Source organism: Roseobacter fucihabitans (genome assembly GCF_014337925.2).
GTDB classification, from domain to species: Bacteria; Pseudomonadota; Alphaproteobacteria; order Rhodobacterales; family Rhodobacteraceae; genus Roseobacter; species Roseobacter fucihabitans.
This window is the reverse complement of the sequence record NZ_CP143423.1, coordinates 1,049,159-1,067,160: the sequence shown is the minus strand read 5'-3', so window position 1 is coordinate 1,067,160 and position 18,002 is coordinate 1,049,159. Positions and strand designations below refer to the sequence as shown.

Genomic DNA, 18,002 nt, shown 5'->3' with positions numbered 1-18,002 from the left:
CTTCATTGGTTGGCCTTTTAGGCCTGTTTGTCAAACTGCCTGAATCGGCCCTGGCAAAAAATCAGCGCCTCCCCCTCCCGGGAAGCCGCCGACAAGACCCGGCCCAGAACGATCGAATGATCGCCCGCATCATGGACCCGGTGGGTAGCGCATTCAAACCGCGCCAGACAGTCGTTCAAAATTGGGACACCCTGTGCATTTATCTCGACGTCCAGACCCTCAAAGGCCTGCCCGGATTTCGCAAATTTCAACACGGTGTCTTCATGCTCATATGCCATGACATGGATGGCGAAATGCTGTGCCTGGATAAAATGCGCATAGCGGCTGGAGGCTTTCGCCGGGCTCCACATCACCAACGGCGGCTCCAGCGAAATGCTGGAAAAGGAGTTGGCGGTCATCCCGATGGGCCCCTGCGCGGTTTGCGCGGTCACGATGGTGACGCCGGTGGCGAATTGCCCCAGCGCGTCGCGAAACGGGCGTTGCGTCTGTGGGCCGGGTGCAAAGCTGTGCATCTGGCCGATCTGCCGTGTTCCATCTGCCATCATGCGACCTCATGCCCGTTTGCAGCCTCATAGAGTTCGAACCAGGTCTGCCTGTCGATCTCGACTTTCAACGCATCGCTGCAACGGGCGATGCGCGACAGATTATTCGTGCCCATCACCGGTAAAATGCCAGCAGGATGGGCGAGCAGCCAGGCCACGGCGATGGCCGCGCGGTCCACGCCCTGCGCCGCCGCGATGTCATCCATCTTGGCCGTGACGGCGCTGTTTTCTGTCATCAAACTACCCCCTCCCAGCGGCGACCAGGCCATTGGATTGATCCGATGTTGTTGTAGATGGGCCAGATCGCCATTGGTAAAGCTGTCGCGCGCGGCCAGCGACAGTTCGATCTGGTTGGTCACCAGCCGGTTGCTCATCGCCGATTGCAACAAATCCCAATCCCAGGGACGGAAATTCGACACACCCGCGGCGCGGATCTTACCGCTTTGGATCAGCCCGTCCAACGCGCCCCCGGTCTCGGCGGCATCCATCATCGGATCGGGGCGGTGGATAAGCAACAGATCAATCTGCTCAATCCCCATATGGCTCAGCGAGGCCCCCACCGAGGCCTCAATATGCGCCGCAGAGGTATCGTAATATTTCACCCGTCGATCGCTGTATTTCCCCATCGGGGCCACGATGTCGCATTTGGTCACGATCTCCAGCTCATCGCGCAGACCGGGGCTTTGCTTGAGGCAGGTGCCCAGCACTTCTTCGGCGGCATAGCCCCCGTAGATATCGGCCTGATCCATCGTGGTAATGCCCTGCGCAAGGCAGGCGTCAATCTTGGCGCGCACGTGAGCCGGCGCGGTATTTCCATCATCAGCCAGCCGCCACATGCCATAAATGACGCGGCTGACGGTCAATGTATCGGAAAGGGCAATGCGGTCCATCAGCGGCGGTCTCCGGCGGCAAGAGGGGTTTGGGGCGGCGCGCCTGGCACCCGCCCATAGGCCTGCGGCAGGGAGCAGGTTTTCAGATGCGGCATCACCAGGCGGCCAAAATGTTCGGCCTCCTCGATATGCGGATAGCCCGAGAAGATAAACGCGCGGATACCCATTTTCTGGTATGCTTCGATCTCAGACAGGACCTGATCCGCAGAGCCGACAAGCGCCGCCCCACAGCCCGAACGCGCACGCCCCACCCCAGTCCACAGGTGCGGTTCGACATAGCCGAATTCATCGGCAATATCGCGGTTTTTCGCCTGATGCGACACACCCAGAGAGGTCGCATCCAGCGCCCGCTCGCGGATTTTGCGGCCATGTTCATCGTCCAGCTTGGAGACGATATATTCCGCATATTCCTTGGCCTCGGCCTCGCTATCGCGCACAATCATATGCACGCGCAGACCGTAATCCAACGTGCGGCCTTTTTCGGCGGCGCGTTGATGCACAGCCTGCATCCGGCCTGCGATCTGGTCCTTGGGCTCGGGCCACATCAGGTAAACATCGCAATGCTCGGCGCATAAATCCAGCGCCGCCGGGGAATAGCCCCCGAAATACAACAGCGGCCCACCCGTCTGATAAGGGCGCGCCGGGTCCGCCGTGACCTTGTCAAATTGATAGACCTCGCCCTGATGGTCGATCTCATCGCGCGTCCAGGCTTGTTTGAGGATCTCCACCACTTCGCGCGAGCGCTGATAGCGAAAATTGCTCTCCGCTTTTTCGCCAGGGAAGTCCGAACTGATGATATTGACCGTCAGACGCCCCTCGAGCATGTGATCCAGCGTCGCGATGGTGCGCGCCAGCATGATCGGTTGCATCTCGCCGCAACGCACGGCGGCGAGCAGGTTGATCTTATCCGTGATCGGCGCGCAGCCCGCAACAAAACTCAAAGTGTCCTGCCCGACCTGATAGGAGGAGGGGCACAGAATGTTGCGAAACCCCTGCGCCTCGGCGGTCTTCACGATATCCGAGCAGTGTTTCCAGGAGGAGCGCAAATCACCCTCCGGCACACCCAGAAACCGATAGTCATCAGAACAAAGTGCGGAAAACCATGACACCTCGGCCGCATCCAAATCCGCTGAGGTCACCGGTACAATCGTCATCTGTTTCCCTTTGTGCGGTCTGCACCCATTTCCTCTTGAATAGCATCCACAAGGTGGTAGATCAATAGTGTATCAATTCCGCAAACCCGGTCCCACGCCCCATGGTCAGATCATCACAAAATGCCAATGCGCTTCCGAAATACGTGCAATTGAGCGAGTTGCTGGCGCGCGACATCGATGCGGGGCGTTTGCTGGATGGGGAACGCCTGCCGCCCGAGCGCGAGATGGCCGCGACATTGGGCACCTCCATCGGGACGCTGCGCAAAGCCCTTGCAGCGCTGGAAAATAAAGGCTTGCTGCGGCGCGTGCAGGGGTCGGGCAACTACATTCGCAAATCGGCCGCCGCCGCGGGGGCCTATCCAATGTTTCGACTGGAACTGCTCTCGGGTGGTGGGTTGCCGAGCGCTGAAGTGTTAGGCCTGCATGTCATGCAAAAACCAAGGGGTTTACCGGCGTTTGGCCACAGTTCAAGCGCCACCCGTATCCGGCGACGCCGCTATCTCAATGATGTAGCAATCGCCGTGGAAGAAATCTGGCTCGACGCCGCCGTCGGCGTTTTGGATACCGCGGATCTGTCCGATTCCCTCTACCAGACCTATCTCAAGCAATTGCATTTCTGGATCACGCGCGCCGAAGATCGCGTCAGCATCAGCGCCCTGCCCGCATGGACACCGCTTGATTTCGGACACCCCCGAACGGCCTGCGGCTATATCGAACGGTTCAGCTGGGCGGATCAACCCACGGCCATAGAGTTTTCACGCACGTGGTTTGACACGACAAAATCCGTCTATGTACAGCGGTTGAAATAGGGATCGAGAGTATGAATAAAACGACAAGATACGGCCTGATCGGCTGCGGTATGATGGGCCAGGAGCATCTGAAAAACATCGCGCTGCTGCCGAAAACGGCGGTCACGGTGATCTTCGAACCCGACGCCGCCATGCGCGAGATTGCCCGTCGCCTTGCCCCGCAGGCCCGTTTCGTGAACACCCTGGAGGATCTGCTGGCACAGGACGCATTGGATTGCCTGGTAATCACCAGCCCGAATTTTCGCCACGCCGAACAAATGCTCGAAATCGCCGCCAAACGTCCCCTGCCACTGCTCGTGGAAAAGCCGCTCCTGACAGATCCGGCAGACATTCCCCGTCTGAAAAACGTCGCCGCCACCTACCCCGCACCGATCTGGGTGGCGATGGAATATCGCTATATGCCGCCCATTGCAGAACTGCTCAAACGCGCGCCGGACATCACCGGCGGGGTGCGGATGTTGAGCATTCGGGAGCACCGCTTCCCCTTTCTGCAAAAGGTGGACAACTGGAACCGCTTCAACGATCAGACGGGGGGGACTTTTGTCGAAAAATGCTGCCACTTCTTTGATCTGATGCGCCTGGTGATGGGTAGCAAACCGATCCGCATTATGGCCAGTGCTGCGCAATCGGTGAACCACCTTGATGAATGCTATGGAGGTGCGGTGCCGGACATTATCGACAACGGCTATGTTATCGTCGATTTCGAAGGGGGGCAGCGCGCGATGCTTGAACTTTGCATGTTCGCAGAAGGTGCGCGGTTTCAGGAGACCCTTTCCGCTGTTGGTGTCGCGGGCAAGATCGAAGCTTTCGTGCCCGGCCCCACGCGGTTCTGGCCCGGTGATCTGGGCCCCCCTCCGATACCTGTTGTGGAAATCAGCCCGCGCACGCCCAAACGGCCAACGATCCTTGAAATCCCTGTCGATCAGACCTTGCTCGCCGCAGGTGATCATAACGGCGCGACATTCTATCAACACAGGGGTTTTCTTGAACTGGTCCAAACGCCAGGCGCGCGCCCCGAAGTTTCGTTTGAAGATGGTCTTTGGGCCGTGGAGATGGGCATGGCCGCGCAACTTTCTGCCAGCACCAGGCGCGCTGTGGACCTTTAGGCAAGCTTAATGAACACCAATGATCTCCAAAGAGTTTCAACTTACATTATTGCGCCGGTTTCTCCAGCTCCTCACCAGCCTAGGCATTGCCAGTGTCAGCTCGGGCGTGCCCAAATTCCAATTCGAGGAACCCATCTCGCAAGGACGCAAAATTTGATACAGTTTCGCAATTTCTCCTCTTGCGCGATGTGGCCAAACTGAATAGATGACCGGCAAAGCCCCTATAGCTCAGCTGGTAGAGCAATTGATTTGTAATCAATAGGTCCGCGGTTCGAGTCCGTGTGGGGGCACCATTTTACATTTTTCAGTAAGATCATCCAAAAACCTAAATATTACAGAGGTTTGCGGAGTTCGAAATCCTTTATTCTTATCGTATGCCAATGGTGCCTTGAATGCCATTCTCAACACTGTTTTCTTGAGTGTGAGGTTGCCGTTCTTCCATATATTCCAAGGGTTTGCGAGGAACTGCATAGAAAGTTCGAAAATCTCATCGAGGGTATGCTTAGGTTGACCGTTTTGATCCATTTTATCTGCCAATAACATCTTATCTGTCTCCAGTTTTTCGATCTTCTTTTCATAGGCCGCGATCACGCTTGGTTTGTCTGTTTCGACAATCCTGACCAGCAACCCGTCCAGTTGTTTGTCGATTTGCGCGATGTCACGTTCGAGATCGCCTTTTTGGGCGTCAGCATGTGCCAACCTTTGGTTCCACGCATTTTTCAACATGGTCTTAAAAACGGCGATCATGCCTTGAGAGGGTTCCAGCGATTGCATGACCTCTGCAAACGCCGCGTCGATTTTTTCTGCACGGATGCTCTTGCGATACATGTCGCAGGTCTTGGTCTGGCACCAATAATAGGGGTAACGCTTACCTGTACCGCTTTTGGACCAGCAGGATGTCATGGGAGCATCACAGCAGGCGCAATTCACCGCTCCGCGCAAAGGGAAGTCCTGATTGATATCCGCACGGGCTGGGGCAAGCTTACGATCTGCCTTACGGGTTTGGATGCGCTCATAGACCTCAAGCGAGACAATAGGCTCATGGTGGCCCTTACGACGCGTGATGCCCCACGGTTCATGTTCAATATATCCTGCATAGAGAACGCGGTTGAACATATCCGTCACCACCTGCTGGCGGATGGTTCCGCCGATCTTTGGAAAGGCAGGCTGTTGTTCAAGGTAGCGCGTCACTTCCGCCATGCTTGCAAACCGCCCAGAAGCATAGCCTTCCATAACGTCTCGAATGATGGAAGCGACGGGTTCAACACGCACCAACAGTTTGCCATGGCCATTGCGCCGCTGATAGCGATAGCCAACAGGTGAACAGAAGACGCTATAGCCATTCATCATGCGGCCTTTCATGCGGTTGCTGGTTTGCTCACCATTCTTTTCACGTTGGTGTTGGGCAACCGAGGCCAGAAGGTTTTCGACCAGTACCGAGTCACTGTCTTCACCAAACTCAATCGATGGGCTTTCCAGCTTGCCGCCTGCGCCAGCCAAGGACTGACGCAGTTCTAGGTGGGCGTTCAGCCCTCTTGCTAGACGGCTGATGTCATCAATGATGACGACAATTTCACTGCCCTTGCTGGCATTCATATGCAGATAGCCAAGCATGCTTTGCATCCCAACCCGCGTCGTGGCCTTACCACTCACATCATCGGTGAACACGTCCACAACATCATAGCTTTTATACTTAGCGTATTCACGGCATCGGGTTTCTTGGCTCGCAAGCCCATCACCTTCACGGACCTGCTTTGCACCAGAGACACGGCAGTAAATCACCGCCCGTTGTTGGTTTACTGATCCCGCCATATGTCCTCCTGTTCTGCCTGTTCGCTCATCCATAAGGATAGCAGATCAGGAGGCGTTTCGCTGAGAGGATCGTCTGCTTGTCCACAGACCTGTTGAACAGGGTGAACACCAAAGCCAAGATCAACAAAGCTGACGGCAATAGACCAGAGGGCCTCGATTAGCTGATGCTTTTCGTCCTCTGATATATCCTCGTCTTCAAAGAACGGCAGATAGGCGTCCCAATCAATGGAGAGTGTCGGCGGTGCCGTCTCAGGATTAAAGTTGGGGGGTAAATCGGTCATGACCGTTTCCTTTCTGCCTTTTGCAGGCTTGCTTTGTTGATCCCTCCTTTCTTCACGCACCACGCGCAAGAACATAAAGTGAACATTATAGGATAAAAGTCCTATTTTCCAAAGCGTTATTTTGTCTTTGCGCCCAAGCGCAGGGACAGAATAGAGTGCCAGAAAAGCTATGACCCGAGGTATAGAGCGGGTCAGAACGGGTAACTGGATGACGAAAGAAATTGTTGAAAATCCTGATGAGTTCGATTGGATGAAAGCCAGTCGTCAAGAACGGACCGAACCGAGTAAAGCTCTCTATCGTGCTTTGCGCGCTGTTTCTGACGTAACAGGTGAGCATATTGATATTCTGATGGATCAAGCCTTTGGCGAGACAGCCACACTGGGCACTGACTATATATCCAACTTTCGACGCGGCAATATTGCCGCAGGCCGCGCCATGATGATTCACCGTTGGTTGGAACAAAACCACTTTGATGTCGCGCAAAATGCTTCGCCAACTTTGTTTCAGGTGAATCCTAAATCCGTTTGGGAACTATTCGTGGAACAGCATGCGAAAAAGGCGGGGCTGCGCATCATTCCCATGAAGCGCGAAATGGGCATCCTCAGCCGCACCAAGAGTGCGCCAAAAACAGTTGAAACATTGCAATTGGGACAGTGCTTTTGCTTTGAACTGGATAGCCCTCATGACGGCGTCGTCGTTGCTTTTGAAAAGTGTAAGAGCGATTGGCATCCGTTGCCGCTTGGGGCCGACGAAAGGCGGCTGAGGGCTTTGGTCAGCGAGGGAGCACAATTTCTGCCGCGAGATGATGCTGGCAAACTAATTGAATTGGAAGAACTGCAAGACACGGGACAGCATCAATACGTGTTTGTGGTCTCACCCAATAATACGGCCCCTATTAGCATGAAGGATATTGCACAAACGTCGTACGGTGAGGCATGTGTATTCATAATCACTGTGAGGTTTGTGAGCTAACACAAAAAGGTTTGACGGATATGAGGGGGCAACCTTAATCATTTCCATAGTCTGGTTCATATTCCATCTCACGTTCGTCTGTATCAGAATGCTCTGTTAGCAACTCTGCGAACTCCAATTCGTCGTACCCATCAATTTTAAGCTCACATGTCGGACATTTAAACTTATCCCCACGATACCATCTCTCTACTGTTTCCCAAACAACGTATTCTTCAGGCGATGTGTCAATTACCTCTTCTTCCACCATCTCGCCAATGACGTATGCTTTTCCAGCGCATGAAGGGCACTCGCACTCCCAACTGGCATCGTAAAAGTCTAAAAAAAGCGCTGGATAGCTGTCAATTGTGGCCTGTTCAGCGATTTTTAGCGCCTTTTCTCTGTCTCCGCGTTTCTTTGATTCAAACGCTTCACGTGTCTTTTCTATACGCATTTCAACGGACTGCCGCTTTGCATCAAGAGCGTTGCTTAAGATTTCTTGAGGGGTTGCTGCATCATCTGCGCCGAGCCAACCTTCTAACGTTTCGTCCATGAATTTCAGAATCGTATCAACCGCATACCAGTATTCCGCTTCCCAAAGGTCTGCCCGGGTAGCGGCAAAGGGCGCATCGCCAGAATGCAGTTCGGCATTTCTTCGATTTGCTACTTGGTTGCAGAATTCCTTCACCTTCTGGTCAAATGGTTTGACTAAATGACCAAGCCTTTCGAACAGTGTTTTAGCTGTAATGGTTTTGATATCGGTTGAAGCTTTTATCCCTGATGCAGCGAACAATGACTGGTAGTGCAATGGATCAGCTATCAATGATGGATGAATATTCGCGAGGGCTGATTTGCCAAGTAATTCTAATGCTAAGGAAGCCCACAACTGATATTCTTCTAAATCACCTTCAGATTTTCTCAACAGTGACTTTCTAACATACAGTTGTGATTTTGCCAGCAAGGCATCTTTATCAAGAGCAGCCGTGATAATCATTGTCATGCGATAGTAGCCCTCAATAATGACCTATGACCGTGGTGGTCACTAACAACTCCGCGCGCGTGAAGCATAGTCCAGTTGTCGATTACAAGCAGCGAGCCACGTGACCAATTTATGGTCTTGGACGATTTTGGATTTGGCCATCGCGAAATCGCGTCCGCTGCAATCCGAGCATGATTATCCTTTGGAAACATGCATCCGGGGTCCCACCTGATAAATTTGGAATTTCTTGGCTCAATACTGGCATAAAATGAGTTTCGCCCGTTTTTTACAAGAAAAATACCTGTCTTAAGAGCATCTCTTTGAACTCTGTCCAGCTCAATGTTCTTGGCATGAATTAGTAACGTCGAGGCAACTTCCCCCTTCGCCTCCATACATCCAAAAACTAGATATCTTGAAGGCGTGAGATGGTGTGCAGAATCAATGTGGAAGGGGAATCGACCAATACCAAATTTCTTACTGAGAGAATTTGTTGGAGCTTCCCTTTCAGATTTTGGAGTCAATTCCTCAATTAGTTTACCGTGTCGCCCTCGCCTCGGAGTTCCGAGTGACTTAGAAAGCTTTTCAATTTGATCGTGGAGAAGATTTTCATGACTTTGCAATGCTTCAGTTGCAAAAAAGTAGCCCTTAGTATTGAGAGCAGAGCGGATTGTTTCAATGTTCACCATAATCGTAAATTCTGTTTGAGTCGTTGTTTGATTACAAGGGTGAGGTTAAATGCTCCATTTGGATTTCTTAAGCGGGCCACAGAAAATAGCGTATTCTGAGCGCACCGTTCACTGTTGCTGAGTTGTACTGTGAATCATTACCTTCAGCTTCTGAATTTACATCACGCTTACCTATACGCCTTTGATCCAGATTTATAGCTCTCGACGCAAAAATGGTCTAAACTATTAAAATGAAAAATGATTTTGATCCAACTCTCGCAACCCTTGCTGCTCACGGAGCTACGCCAGAAGGCATAAAAAGTGCTTTAACTGCCCCGAATGGCAGTCAGTACGTGAAGTGTGCGTTTCAGGTGAATCCCTTCGCTTATGGAGCGCGACATTCCAAAAAGCACGCTTTCACAATAGAAGACGAATACAACGATGCGATGGTCAATGCGTGCCTAAAGAGCGGTGTGCAAGTTGTCGCGCTAACCGATCACTTCCGCTTCGATGAGTCTGAAAAACTCAGGCTGAAACTGGAAGCAGCTAATATAACCGTGTTTCCAGGATTTGAAGCAAACTCAGCAGAGGGGGTGCATATCCTATGTCTCTTTCCACCCGGAACTATTGTGTCTGATATGAATGAGAATGTGGGTGCTTGTGATATTCGGAACCGGGACGACCCATCGCCGATCTCACGCAAGGGGTTTGAAGAGCTTCTTGAACTAGTTCACGAGCGTGGCGGTATTACCATTTCGGCGCACGTGACACACAGTAGCGGCTTGCTGAGCGAGCTTTCTGGCCAAACAAGGATGAACGCGTGGAAATCTCCATTACACTTGGCTGCAGCTATCCCCGGCCCACTTGGCGATGTGCCACCCGAACACCAGAAAATTTGTCTCAATAAGAATGGTGCTTACAAGCGAGATCGTCCTCTCAGTTTTGTAAACGCATCAGACATTTCTGCGCCGGAAAATTTTGCGAACCCGGGTAGTTCAACGTTTCTAAAAATGACCAACGTCTCTATAGAGGGTTTGCGACAAGCCTTTCTAGACGGTGAAAGCCGTATAATGCTTAATTCTGACGATACCCCGCCTGAATTCACGAAAATCGTTGCCGTTGCTTGGGATGGGGGACTGCTAGATGGGCAGTACGTTGCATTGAACTCCGGTTTGAATGTGATGATAGGAGGTCGCGGAGCTGGTAAGTCCACGATTGTCGAGAGCTTGCGTTTTGTTTTCGACATCTCCCCGCTTGGCGCGGATGCCGCCAAAAGTCACAACTCGATGGTCAAGCATCTTTTAGGATCGAAGTCGGCGGTTTCGGTTTTGATCTTCTCGCCCAGTCCATCACCCGGGTATTACTTGATTGAACGTGCATACGGGCAAGACGCTCGCGTTAAAAATCAGCTGGGAGAGATCGTAGAAGGCTTGAAACCCACCACACTAATTCCCGACTTGGAAATCTACGGCCAACATGAAATTTCCGAGATAACTAGAGATAAAGGTCAGCTTGCTGAATTATTGGGCCGCTTTGTGAGTGAAGACAACACAGGGACTGCAAACACTGACAGTATCAGAGAACGTTTTCGGGTTTCCCGGAAAGCGATCTTGGAACTCGAAGACAGGATCGCTGGTCTCGATCTCTCACTTGCCGCTTTGCCGGGGCTCAAAGAGCAACTCAAGCGTTTCGAAGAGACCGAACTTGCAACGCGTCTGGACGAGCAGGCATTGGTACAGCAGGAACAGAGGATTCTGGATGAATTCACCAACACCGTAACGGAATTTGATCAAATCGCAGAGCGTATGAAACCGGACAAAAAACAGGCCTCCGCAGTACTTCCGCCAGAGGAAGAGTCTAAGCTGCCGCATCGGGTCGAACTGTTGAAAGTTCAGGTAATTGCGCAGGACCTACACGACGCCAAGCTACGCGCGGCAAGCTTGCTAACTGAGGCGGTCCAAAAGGCGTTCAAAGACTTGACCGCGATACGTTCTGAATGGCAACCAAAGGCTGATGCCATCGACGAGCAATACAAGTCTCTCAAAAAGGAGTTGGAGGGAGAAGGTTTTGACCCTGACGCCTATCTGACGGTTAAAAACCAAGTTGCCAAACTAACCCCCAAGCAAGGCCAAAAAGAACAGGCCCTTATGGATATAGAGATTGAACGAAAAACCCGCCAGAGCATAGTTGATGAGTGGGAAAAAGCTGACCGCAAAGCCTATCGTGACCTTGAGAAGGCGGCAAAAAAAGTAGGCAAGAAGCTCTCTGGAACAGTGCGAGCGAGCGTTCGACCGAGTTCCGATTTGGGACCGCTTGAACAAGTCTTAAGAGATGGTACTGATGGGCAGATCAGTCAGGCACTGACGAAGCTCGAAGAGCTTCGCGATCTATCACCGTCAAAACTGGCGGCGACGATCCGTAAAGGTGCTCCAGCGTTGAGCGACGAGTTTGGCTTCACAGATTCGGCTTCCCAGAAAGTGGCCGCAGGTGGTGAAAAATTGGCGTTGCTGGTGGAGGAAACTCGGATTCCACCAGAAGCAGTCATTGAACTTAACGTTGGGCGCAATGGAACACAAAACTGGAAGGCACTTGATCGCTTGTCTGCCGGTCAAAAGGCAACCGCAGTTCTCATGCTATTGTTGTTAGAGTCGGATGCGCCGTTGATCATCGATCAACCGGAAGACGACTTGGACAATCAGTTTATCGCGGGACACGTGGTCAAGAAGATGCGTGTTGCCAAGAAACACCGTCAGTTCCTGTTTTCTAGCCACAATCCGAACATCCCAGTATTGGGCGATGCAGAACAGATCATAGGACTTACACCAGTCGTAGAGGATGGCAACGATCGGACGAAAGTTGACCACGAACTGTGTGGTTCTATCGACAAGGGCGAAGTGCAAGAGCTGATAAAGGAGCTTTTGGAGGGTGGCGAGCAGGCTTTTTCCACTCGCCGAACAAAATATGGGTTTTAAAGGCGTTACGTAATTCGCGACTTACCTACTAGCCCTAGCTGCCCTTATAGATAGATCGACGATTTAGGCTGGAGCGCAAATCGACTGCGAAATTCAGACAGAATGTTTCGACATAGATCGGGATGCTTCCGAAAGTAGGCACCCATCGAGCGGCCTGCAAAGACCGCTTCACCTTCCTTGAGTTCTTTATCGAATTTCCAATAATCGCAGTATTCTTGAATTGAGGGTCATCAAATCCGCCCATTGAATGGCACCCGCAGTTGCGAGGGCGTCAAGATGTTCAAGGGCAGCCAGTTTGGCGATTTGTATATCTTGGAAGAAGTCCTGTGGTTCGCCGAGGTCGTCGCGTATGGTTTCAGCCTTGGCAACCATGGCGAGAGTCATAGTGTCCAGAAACGTCGGAATGGCGACCTCTCGATTAAAGGCGCTTTGTTCTTCATAGGATGGGATGTTGCGATCAATTTCCAATTTGGGATGGTGCTGCGCAAGCGTTGCTTGGATCATGGGCATTTCAATAACATGGCCCAAGAGTTGAAAGATGCGGGTGGCCGCTTTGGGGTGCGAAGAGTGCGCGTGGTCTCTCTTGGTATCCTCACATTCGATCAACATTATCATGCCCGAGATCGCCGTTGCCCGCGCCCGCAAGGCAGGCAATTCATCTGCTGAATAGGCATCCAGCAACATCTCGATGGCGTTGTGGTCGGCCTGCAATTCGAGGCAGGGTTCTACTTTAGGAAGGTCGTCTTCATCGAGGCCTGCCAGAACGGGAGGCGCAACTGGCGCGCGAGAAACAACGCCATAGGCTTGAGGCACGTTCGCTTCTGTCAAGCACAACCGTCCCGTAATTTCGAAATGCCCCATTTGATAATGATGCAGTTCGTGCAGCATCAGCCACACGAGGCTCAGGTGTATCATCTCGTCGGCGGTTGCCGATAACGGTAGACCTATGCCGCCTTGAAGGCCCTCATCAGCAAGGACATGTTCCCAAAGTGCAGTGGTCATATCAACCGCCCCAGTGCTAACTCGAATGCGGAACATATCGCCGTCCATATCGGCGACAGCCCAGAAATCAGAATCCTCGACGCGCTCGAAATCAGGCACCACGGGAAACGGCTCACCCATCGTTTCTTGGTATTGGGCAAACGCCGTATCGAACGCGTGTTTAAGCTGGAACTGTTGACCTTGAGGCATAGAGTGCATTTGGTCACTGTGACCGGATTTTGCCAATGTCAAAAAGGGATCACTCAAAGAAAGTTGAGAGCTTTGCGTTCATCGCGAGATGTGGGTCATGCTGACCCGTTAGCGCTGCGACCCATTTGGGCACCTTCCGATTTCAGAGTAATCGCAAGATGTGTGTGGTAGTACCACACCACTTGAAAAGGGGGACTGCTGCGCTCCCCCGTTTTATCCCCCAAAGCCAATGGTCATGAGGCGGCGTTGAGCCTTCCCATGACCATGCAAACATTTCGGTGTTTGATCCCTCGTCGGGGAGATATCATCTCTCCCCAACACCCCATAGACCCACCCTGCGCGGATTGAATGCCGTCACCGTATCGACGCTGAACCCGAGCAAGGAGATTTCACTCTCCCTGCACCCATCACCTTGAGGGCGTTCCTGCCCCCAAGACCCCAGACCATGCCATGGAGACCAAGCGGATCAGCCCGTTGGATCGCTGCTTGGGGCGACTGCCCCGAGCGCGGCTCAAAGGGTGGGTCCTCGCCATGCTCGCTTCACATCCGTTGCAGCTTGCGCGTGGCTCTGGTCCCGCGTCTCTTCTCGGCTCTGCGGTTCCCGCAACCGCGCGACGCGCCTTTGATCCTTGCACCCCCGTTCCTCGGCGGAGGCCAGACGGTTGCATGCGCAACACGTCAGAATGAGAGGAAAAACAGATGACACAATTACACACACAACCCTATGATTTAGCTGCCAGCGGGTTCTACTTTACCAGCGCCGAAGAGTTCAGAACCAAGGCAGCGAAGGCCCTAAACGACTACGGCGAACCCGTCGAAGAGTTTGAAATCCAGTTCATTGATGGGGATCACATAGATTGTGATCTGGCAAAAGCATGGGGGATCAACCAAGCCAATATCGGGCCGTATTTTAAGGCGGTTGGAACTTGGGATACCCACGACAAACAGGTGTTCATAATCGCCGTTGGAGAGGTCGGATACAATTTTGACCCTGAAACCGTCGCACCTTCAGATTTTGACATCGACATCTATCAAGCCCGAAACATGAAGGACCTTGCCGAAGAGTTCGTCGCCGAGGGGCTTTTCGGCGACATCCCTGACCACCTAATTCACTACATTGATTATGAGGCTATCGCCCGCGATCTGGCGATGGATTATACGGAAGCTGAAATCGCAGGCGACTATCTGATCTATCGCGCGGCCTAAGACTGCCTGATTACTACGCCCAACGACAGAAAATCGTAGTTTGCCTATTGAGGAAGGGTTCCCAGAACCTTGATCTTAATGTTACCAACAGGCTAACGCCATTTTAGACGAGACTAATCATGCGATTTTTTAAGATATTGGGCGCGTTTGCTGTTTTGGCCGCCTGCTCTGAGACACCCTTGAAACCCCAGGTAAGTACGGTCACTGAAACATCCTCCAATATCGAATTTGAGGTCGTGACAGCCTTCCAAGCAAAGAATGCTGGCCCAGCACTGGCGAAAGGTGTCATCTACTACTTCGGAGGGCATAGTGATGAAGGACCGACGCCAGAAGATGATAATATTGTTCAGCCCTACCTGATTTCGTTGAACAAGCGGGGCTGGGATGTGTACCGCGCTAATCCGCCAATCCCGTTTCGTCAAAATAGATATCGGCAAGCACTTGCTGACAGCATGAACGTCATTTCTAAAAACGCGCGTTCTAACGGCTACAAGAAGGTTGTTTTGACTGGGCAATCTTTTGGCTCTTGGAATATACTTCTGGCTTCTGACGAAGCTGAGTTTGACAAGTTTGTTTCCATTGCACCGGCCTGTTGTGGACTAGCAGAGAAATACAGTGGGCCAGCTTGGGAAGAAAACATGAAAAGAATAGTGGGTCACACGAAAGAAAGTGTGGTGCCCGGTATTATTTTCACTTTTAAAGAAGACGAGTTTTACACCGAAAACGTTACCAATGCAGTGGCTGCGCAGACTTACCCCAATGTAACTGTTGTAGATCGACCTGCTGGATTTGTTGGACATGGGTCAGCTTGGTTGCAGGCATTTGATTTTGTCTACACGGACTGTTTTGATAAGTATCTTTCCTCGAATGCTTCTTCGTTCTCGTGTAAAACACCTCCCATCAAAAACCTCATTCGCAACGAACAAGATCTTCAGAACAATGGCTATGTTCGTGTGAACGAAACCACCTTCACAAGCAATTTTGTTGGGAATACTTTAGCGGGAAATGCGTTCGGAGATACGCTAAACATGTTCTTCCCGGCTAACGATTCGGTCATCACAGAAGCCCGCTCAGGCTATAACAAAGGGCGGTCTGAAAAAAGCTCTTACAGCTTTAAGGGGACTGCGATTTGTACAAGGTCGAAGCTGCTAGGGGATGGGTGCGTTGCTCTGTACAAAAGACCTCAATCAGACGTCTATTACGCAACTGATGAGGAAGGCAACATACTGTTCCAAGGTGAAATCGTTGCCGGAAATCCAAGAAAGCTAGGGTGAGGATCAAGTCATGAAAGCGCAAATGCTAGCAATGTCACTAGTTTTATCTGGATCATTTGCATCTGCCAGCGATGGTCAGGGCGATGCTTTGTTCGACCCAGATCAATATGGGAAAGAATCTCAGGCTGCTACTATAAACGATGAAATACTGGTGCGGAATATCTTGGGTGCTATGGAAAATGAGATTAACGATGAAGTTCGCAATCGGGGGAAATTAGTTCTTCCGTTGATTGAAGTTGCAGTTGACGTGCTGACAATTATAGGACCGGGCCGAATAGCAGATAGGAATACTAGCGCTGTAGCCGGAATTTCTACCGATCTGGTTTCGCCGTATGTGGCGAGTAGCTTGGGAAATGACTGGGCCAACTACACAAAGGAGCGAATTACATCCAATTTAGAACAGCAGATAAGAAACAGACTTCCTGAAATCAAAAATAAAATAGAAACCAACCGAGCGATAAGAGTTGAGGAAAACTTGTTAAGAGAGCAGCTAGACACTTTTATAGACAGGCAAAAAACTGTATTTGGCCCTCCCATTCCAAATGCATTCTATTAAGATTTCAACTGGGCGGCTGAATTTCATCGTAAAGAATTTGGAATGTTCTATCTTCGATAGATTTTGCAAAGCTCTCTGAAAAATCAGCGATACTTCTTGTTTTTGATGTGTTAGGATGTTTTATTGCCGCCGCTTCAACTTCGCTTTTAAACAGAGCTTTTTTGCTTTCGCATTTTTCAATATAAAGCTTTTTAGCTAAACTCGGAAGCTTTCCCTCCTCAAACCGTTCTTCACTGATCTCAACGAACGCATCTGCGATACAAAGGGAATATTCATTAGCAGCCGCTGAAATTACGACTTCTGCAGATTTAGAGAAATGCAGAGGCTCCTTCGATGTGCCCTCAGTAGTCACTTCTGTTGCTTCAGTATCGCAAGAAACCAAAATTACAAAAGATATTAATGCCAAAAAATTATGCGGTTTGAAAAACATTGTATGATGATACCCCAAGTCCAAAAATACGACAAGACCTTGCTTTTAAAATGAAATAGCTGACACTTCAAGTTTTATATCACACGGAACTTCTGTGAAAACCCCCATCTCTTTTGATGCACAGCGCCTTAGTTTGCCCACCCCTCATACCCCATAGGCGGATACGGATAAGGCGTTGGCAGGCCTTCACGGAAGCGATTGCATTCATCGGTCCATAGCCAATGCATCAGCAGATGTGAAAGCGTGTGGCCCTCGCTTGGGTTGTTGTCGCAATGGACGACCCACTCGGCGAACTTGATGTCTGTGGTGTCTTCCAGCCACGCGACATAGTCCCAATAGCAACTATGCAGAAAAATGATTTCATCGATGCCCTGAGCGTTTTTGTAGGCGCGTCCAATGACATCAAAATTCGGGGCGCTTGGTGTTCTGGTGCGCAGATGTGTGATGTATTCTTGGTGGTTCATGTATAAACAGGATAGCATTTCGCGACGCTATCCTGCCATAAGATCATAATCCTAGACCGTGGTCGTTGCCGTTATCGATCCAGCCCGTGATCTTTATCCGCGCCCTTATCAAACCCTTTGAACTGTTTTTGCGGGCTGTCATCCAAACCGTTGCGGATACGTTGCAGGGCTTCCTTTTGTTCGGGTGTTTGCGGGTCTTTGTCCCAGCCACGATCATAGCGCATGACCAAATCACCGTCTTTGCGCACATCCAGCTTTGATATTTTACCGCCATCGATACCGAGCTTTGACTGTTCGTCAGACATCTTGGCTTGGAACTCATAGCCCTTCATTGTGAGAATTTTGCCATCGATCCACTGGCTTTTGTCGCGTTGATCACCGTTGATTGAAATGCCCGCTTGCGTTGAAGGCTCTGCTTGCCGCTGTGGCTGTTGCGGCGACTGCCTTAGCCCCGTCTTGATCCCTGACATGCCGGGAGGGGCCAGATTAGGCGCAGGCCGTGTGACACCCTGCGGCGGCTTTGGTTTGAATTGTGCGTTGTTCTTATCCCGAAGTGGTGAGCCATCGGGATTGGTGATTTGGCGGTCTTCTATTTTGGTGTTGCGAAACGTGATCTTGTCGCTGGTCTGGTTCTTCCTGAATTCGATTTTTTCGGGTTTCTTGTCAGCCATGGGCGTACCTCATTGGATGCTGATTGCGATGATGGGGGAGATGCAAAAATG

Annotated in this window: 18 protein-coding genes and 1 tRNA gene; 8 read left to right on the top strand and 11 right to left on the bottom strand. The window is 51.3% G+C overall.

What is annotated here, in order from left to right:
* Positions 1 to 17: 17 nt before the first annotated feature.
* The 3 genes from ROLI_RS05385 to ROLI_RS05375 are packed head-to-tail and all read right to left on the bottom strand — an operon-like array spanning position 18 to position 2,586.
* Positions 18 to 542 carry a flavin reductase family protein gene (locus ROLI_RS05385; protein ID WP_405048990.1) on the bottom strand — a complete coding sequence of 175 codons (525 nt, stop codon included), beginning with the start codon at positions 540 to 542 and terminating at the stop codon, positions 18 to 20.
* Positions 542 to 1,432: an aldo/keto reductase family oxidoreductase gene (locus tag ROLI_RS05380; RefSeq protein ID WP_187429855.1), complete on the bottom strand. Its 891-nt coding sequence runs from the start codon at positions 1,430 to 1,432 to the stop codon at positions 542 to 544. Before ROLI_RS05380 ends, ROLI_RS05385 begins: the two co-directional genes overlap by 1 nt.
* On the bottom strand, positions 1,432 to 2,586 hold the full coding sequence (locus ROLI_RS05375) for an LLM class flavin-dependent oxidoreductase (RefSeq protein ID WP_187429854.1): 1,155 nt from the start codon (positions 2,584 to 2,586) through the stop codon (positions 1,432 to 1,434). The genes ROLI_RS05380 and ROLI_RS05375 overlap by 1 nt, the downstream gene beginning before the upstream one ends.
* A gap of 101 nt (positions 2,587 to 2,687) precedes the next feature.
* Between ROLI_RS05375 and ROLI_RS05370 the strand changes: the two genes are divergently transcribed.
* The 3 genes from ROLI_RS05370 (at position 2,688) to ROLI_RS05360 (ending at position 4,794) form a co-directional block, all read left to right on the top strand.
* Positions 2,688 to 3,395: a GntR family transcriptional regulator gene (locus ROLI_RS05370; protein WP_187429853.1), complete on the top strand. Its 708-nt coding sequence runs from the start codon at positions 2,688 to 2,690 to the stop codon at positions 3,393 to 3,395.
* Positions 3,396 to 3,406: 11 nt separating this feature from the next.
* Positions 3,407 to 4,501 carry a Gfo/Idh/MocA family protein gene (locus ROLI_RS05365; RefSeq protein WP_187429852.1) on the top strand — a complete coding sequence of 365 codons (1,095 nt, stop codon included), beginning with the start codon at positions 3,407 to 3,409 and terminating at the stop codon, positions 4,499 to 4,501.
* Between the two features lie 217 nt (positions 4,502 to 4,718).
* Positions 4,719 to 4,794, top strand: a tRNA-Thr gene (locus ROLI_RS05360).
* Here the strand turns inward: ROLI_RS05360 and ROLI_RS05355 are convergent.
* Together ROLI_RS05355 and ROLI_RS05350 are read right to left on the bottom strand one after the other, a co-directional pair.
* Positions 4,757 to 6,313 carry a recombinase family protein gene (locus ROLI_RS05355; protein ID WP_187429860.1) on the bottom strand — a complete coding sequence of 519 codons (1,557 nt, stop codon included), beginning with the start codon at positions 6,311 to 6,313 and terminating at the stop codon, positions 4,757 to 4,759. The two genes, ROLI_RS05360 and ROLI_RS05355, sit on opposite strands and share 38 nt — an antisense overlap.
* A complete protein-coding gene (locus ROLI_RS05350; protein WP_187429851.1) occupies positions 6,298 to 6,669 on the bottom strand; it encodes a hypothetical protein in 372 nt (123 codons plus the stop codon). Before ROLI_RS05350 ends, ROLI_RS05355 begins: the two co-directional genes overlap by 16 nt.
* Before the next feature lie 133 nt (positions 6,670 to 6,802).
* On the opposite strand from ROLI_RS05350, the gene ROLI_RS05345 reads away from it, so the two are divergent.
* Positions 6,803 to 7,567 carry a hypothetical protein gene (locus tag ROLI_RS05345; RefSeq protein WP_187429850.1) on the top strand — a complete coding sequence of 255 codons (765 nt, stop codon included), beginning with the start codon at positions 6,803 to 6,805 and terminating at the stop codon, positions 7,565 to 7,567.
* Positions 7,568 to 7,601: 34 nt separating this feature from the next.
* On the opposite strand, the gene ROLI_RS05340 is transcribed toward ROLI_RS05345, so the two are convergent.
* Entirely contained in the window at positions 7,602 to 8,543 is a 942-nt protein-coding gene (locus tag ROLI_RS05340; RefSeq protein ID WP_187429849.1) for a hypothetical protein, read from the bottom strand.
* Positions 8,540 to 9,208 (bottom strand): TauD/TfdA family dioxygenase, encoded by a 669-nt coding sequence (locus ROLI_RS05335; RefSeq protein WP_187429848.1) that lies wholly within the window; start codon positions 9,206 to 9,208, stop codon positions 8,540 to 8,542. The genes ROLI_RS05340 and ROLI_RS05335 overlap by 4 nt, the downstream gene beginning before the upstream one ends.
* Before the next feature lie 230 nt (positions 9,209 to 9,438).
* Between ROLI_RS05335 and ROLI_RS05330 the strand changes: the two genes are divergently transcribed.
* Complete coding sequence (locus ROLI_RS05330) at positions 9,439 to 12,159, top strand: TrlF family AAA-like ATPase (protein ID WP_187429847.1); 2,721 nt, start codon at positions 9,439 to 9,441, stop codon at positions 12,157 to 12,159.
* Between the two features lie 186 nt (positions 12,160 to 12,345).
* Here ROLI_RS05330 and ROLI_RS05325 read toward each other — a convergent pair whose 3' ends face one another.
* The gene (locus ROLI_RS05325) at positions 12,346 to 13,392 is read right to left on the bottom strand and encodes a hypothetical protein (RefSeq protein WP_222869493.1); all 1,047 of its coding nucleotides are present in this window, start codon (positions 13,390 to 13,392) and stop codon (positions 12,346 to 12,348) included.
* Positions 13,393 to 14,049: 657 nt separating this feature from the next.
* On the opposite strand from ROLI_RS05325, the gene ROLI_RS05320 reads away from it, so the two are divergent.
* The 3 genes from ROLI_RS05320 (at position 14,050) to ROLI_RS05310 (ending at position 16,386) form a co-directional block, all read left to right on the top strand.
* Positions 14,050 to 14,556 carry an antirestriction protein ArdA gene (locus ROLI_RS05320; protein WP_187429845.1) on the top strand — a complete coding sequence of 169 codons (507 nt, stop codon included), beginning with the start codon at positions 14,050 to 14,052 and terminating at the stop codon, positions 14,554 to 14,556.
* A 119-nt stretch (positions 14,557 to 14,675) separates the two neighbouring features.
* Entirely contained in the window at positions 14,676 to 15,830 is a 1,155-nt protein-coding gene (locus tag ROLI_RS05315) for a hypothetical protein (RefSeq protein ID WP_187429844.1), read from the top strand.
* Between the two features lie 10 nt (positions 15,831 to 15,840).
* Positions 15,841 to 16,386 carry a hypothetical protein gene (locus tag ROLI_RS05310; protein WP_187429843.1) on the top strand — a complete coding sequence of 182 codons (546 nt, stop codon included), beginning with the start codon at positions 15,841 to 15,843 and terminating at the stop codon, positions 16,384 to 16,386.
* A 4-nt stretch (positions 16,387 to 16,390) separates the two neighbouring features.
* Here the strand turns inward: ROLI_RS05310 and ROLI_RS05305 are convergent, their stop codons facing one another.
* From ROLI_RS05305 to ROLI_RS05295, 3 genes are all read right to left on the bottom strand, one after another.
* Entirely contained in the window at positions 16,391 to 16,816 is a 426-nt protein-coding gene (locus tag ROLI_RS05305) for a hypothetical protein (RefSeq protein WP_187429270.1), read from the bottom strand.
* A gap of 128 nt (positions 16,817 to 16,944) precedes the next feature.
* Positions 16,945 to 17,280 (bottom strand): hypothetical protein, encoded by a 336-nt coding sequence (locus ROLI_RS05300; RefSeq protein ID WP_187429269.1) that lies wholly within the window; start codon positions 17,278 to 17,280, stop codon positions 16,945 to 16,947.
* Positions 17,281 to 17,351: 71 nt separating this feature from the next.
* Entirely contained in the window at positions 17,352 to 17,951 is a 600-nt protein-coding gene (locus ROLI_RS05295; RefSeq protein WP_187429268.1) for a hypothetical protein, read from the bottom strand.
* Positions 17,952 to 18,002: the final 51 nt, after the last annotated feature.